This is a genomic window from Candidatus Kurthia intestinigallinarum, assembly GCF_003991225.1.
In the GTDB taxonomy this organism is placed as follows: Bacteria; Bacillota; Bacilli; order Bacillales_A; family Planococcaceae; genus Kurthia; species Kurthia populi.
Genome location: NZ_JTFC01000213.1, coordinates 1 through 2,490 on the forward strand (window position 1 = coordinate 1; position 2,490 = coordinate 2,490).

Genomic DNA, 2,490 nt, shown 5'->3' on the forward strand with positions numbered 1-2,490 from the left:
ATCAACCTATATTTTGCCCACACTACCTCTTCATCACAAGCAAAAGACGCTTTGTGTGAAGGGGTACGTGTCGCTTTGGCATTAAACGCTCCGATAATCACTCGCTGTAAGTGCCTAACAGCGAGTAGATTCCTGTATCGTTTACGGCTAGGCCGCCATACCAAACGAGGCGAAGATCAACATCTAATACAAAAGACAAATCGGAAGTGACTGTCACGGCAGTCACTTTTATTGTGCCCATTTTTTCGATTTCTTTCGCCATACGCCCAAGCAATAAGATCATTTGCTTGGGCTTTGCCATTTGCGTTCAACTTGCGGCAAGCAGCGTGGCAGATTCTGCCTACCACACTGCTATCCGAGTTTCACCTCAAAAAGCAAGGACCGTCAAAATTTTTTGTTTAAACATGCTTACGCTACAAAAAATTTTGAGCTATCGCTAAGGCGATTCCTTGCTTTTTGATTGCTGCAAATAGCTGCATGGCATAGCCAAGAAATCGGAAAAAATTCAGCCTTCCGACTTCGGGATTGCGGCTAAAGCAATCAAAAAAATCTAAGGAGGAAACACCATGACAAACCCTACTAACCAGTCGTTAGAGCCGATTTATGAGATTGTAAAAATTAAAGCCGAGCGTCGTAAACTGCCAAAGAAATATTTGTCGGAAAACCTTACAGATTATACAGTTCGTAGCCCTCAAGATTTTGCCAATATAGCGATGAAATTTATTGGTGACGAGGATAGAGAAATCTTTTTAGTCGCTTGTTTATCAACCAAAAATCAAATTCAATCTTTGCACCGTTGTCATATCGGTTCTTTAAATGCAAGCATCGTAACACCACGTGAAGTGTTTAAAACAGCATTCTTACAAAATGCGGCTTCGATAATTGTTGGGCATAATCATCCTTCTGGAAATTGTACACCAAGCCCCGAGGATATTGATGTTACCGAGCGTTTAAAGGAGGCAGGTGAGCTCTTAGGTGTGGAACTTCTCGACCATTTAATCGTCTGCGAAAATAACTTCCTATCATTAAAAGAAAAAGGATATATGTAATATTGAAAAGGCGCACACTTTGTGCGTCTCTTTTCAATTTATATGAGACAGGGTAAGGGATTGTAAGTGAAAAATCGCGTCGCCTTGTGTGCAAGGCGACGAAATAGGATGTGATCAACATGGAGCAACATACATTTAATAAAGATTTCCTTGGCGAAAATTTGAAAAATCTAAGGAACTATTGTGGATTTAAAACATTTGAAGTCGCTTACTTTTTGAATTTATCATTGTATACTTGTTTTAGGGTGGAATTAATTGTAATATGAAAAACATTGATACAACAATTACATTTATACCCATAAGAAATTTTGATTTTGGGTGAATTAAGGAGAGAGCTATGCGATTTGTTGTTAAAGAATTCGAAGTTTCATTAGTAGGGGATCATTCCGAAAGAACAATTGCTATAGGGATAGAAGATGAGTTTGGGATGGTATTCCCCTCTCCGCTTACCAATTTTATTAAAAGTGAATACTATATGAAAGGAAAATCATTAAGTTCTCAAAAGAATGTTGCTTATGCTATTACAAGATTTTTTAACTATGTTTATAAAAATATTAGTATGCCCTTTTATACTAGCTTGAAGGTGAAGGGACTAAAAGGTATAAAGTTGGAGCATGCTGCAGCATATATAACGGAACTGTCTCTGCAAACTAGAGCGAAGATAAAATCTAGCCATTATGTAAAAACAGATTTAGATTATATTAACAATTTTTTTCATTGACTAAAAAACAAGCCATACCAGAAGAAGACTATAGGATAAAGGCAAGAGAAAGTAAACATAGTAAATACAATAAATCGAAAAAATTAGTTCTGGAAGATATATTTTCTATAAATGATATCGATATGGTTTATCCAACTGATAATTCCATTAATAGAGGTCAGATAAAAACATTTGGAAAGAATAGAGATAAACTAATATCTAAGTTTATAAATATAGCACGAGAAACTGATTCTGAAATCGCCTTAGGGGTAGCTTTGCAAATATTGGGTGGTTTAAGGAGGTCAGAAGTAATTAACCTTATGGATTCTAGTTTTAATTGGACAAATAAAGGTCTTATTTTGGAAATAAGGGACAATCAAAAATTACTATTTCCCGATGCTTTAAACACTTCTGATAATCAAGTGAAAACCCAAAGAGATCAAGTAGTATTATGTCCAAGTTTAATAAAAAAGTTATATGAAGAACATAAAAAAGTTACTTCGAAAATCAAAGGGGCTAACACTCCAGCTCTATTTATCTCTTCTGGAACGAAAGGCTCAATCACTGGTAAGACATATTCTCGACGTTTTGAAAAGGTTAAAGATGCTTTCTTAGAATCAGTTCTCAAAAGTGGCAATCAACAAGATTATTTACTTTTAACTTCTAATACTTGGTCCACGCACATTGGTAGAGGCATATTTACAAATATACTACTAGATTTAGGCCTGAGCGCGACTCAAG

Annotated in this window: 3 protein-coding genes and 1 pseudogene; 3 read left to right on the top strand and 1 reads right to left on the bottom strand. The window is 35.9% G+C overall.

Going from position 1 to position 2,490, the window contains the following annotated elements:
• Positions 1-97: 97 nt before the first annotated feature.
• Positions 98-301, bottom strand: a complete 204-nt coding sequence (locus QI30_RS19920; RefSeq protein ID WP_126992133.1) for a hypothetical protein — start codon at positions 299-301, stop codon at positions 98-100.
• Between the two features lie 265 nt (positions 302-566).
• Here QI30_RS19920 and QI30_RS19925 point away from each other — a divergent pair, with 265 nt between their 5' ends.
• The 3 genes and pseudogenes from QI30_RS19925 to QI30_RS19935 form a co-directional block, all read left to right on the top strand.
• A complete protein-coding gene (locus QI30_RS19925) occupies positions 567-1,049 on the top strand; it encodes a JAB domain-containing protein (protein ID WP_126992148.1) in 483 nt (160 codons plus the stop codon).
• Between the two features lie 337 nt (positions 1,050-1,386).
• Positions 1,387-1,770 carry a hypothetical protein gene (locus QI30_RS19930; RefSeq protein WP_126992128.1) on the top strand — a complete coding sequence of 128 codons (384 nt, stop codon included), beginning with the start codon at positions 1,387-1,389 and terminating at the stop codon, positions 1,768-1,770.
• Positions 1,767-2,490: pseudogene (locus QI30_RS19935) on the top strand (hypothetical protein); the annotation flags it as partial. The gene QI30_RS19930 and the pseudogene QI30_RS19935, both read left to right, overlap by 4 nt.

Bases quoted from the DNA above. Each gene is read 5' to 3' on its own strand.
- QI30_RS19920 (WP_126992133.1), bottom strand. From the start codon at position 301: ATGGCAAAGCCCAAGCAAATGATCTTATTGCTTGGGCGTATGGCGAAA.
- QI30_RS19925 (WP_126992148.1), top strand. From the start codon at position 567: ATGACAAACCCTACTAACCAGTCGTTAGAGCCGATTTATGAGATTGTA.
- QI30_RS19930 (WP_126992128.1), top strand. From the start codon at position 1,387: ATGCGATTTGTTGTTAAAGAATTCGAAGTTTCATTAGTAGGGGATCAT.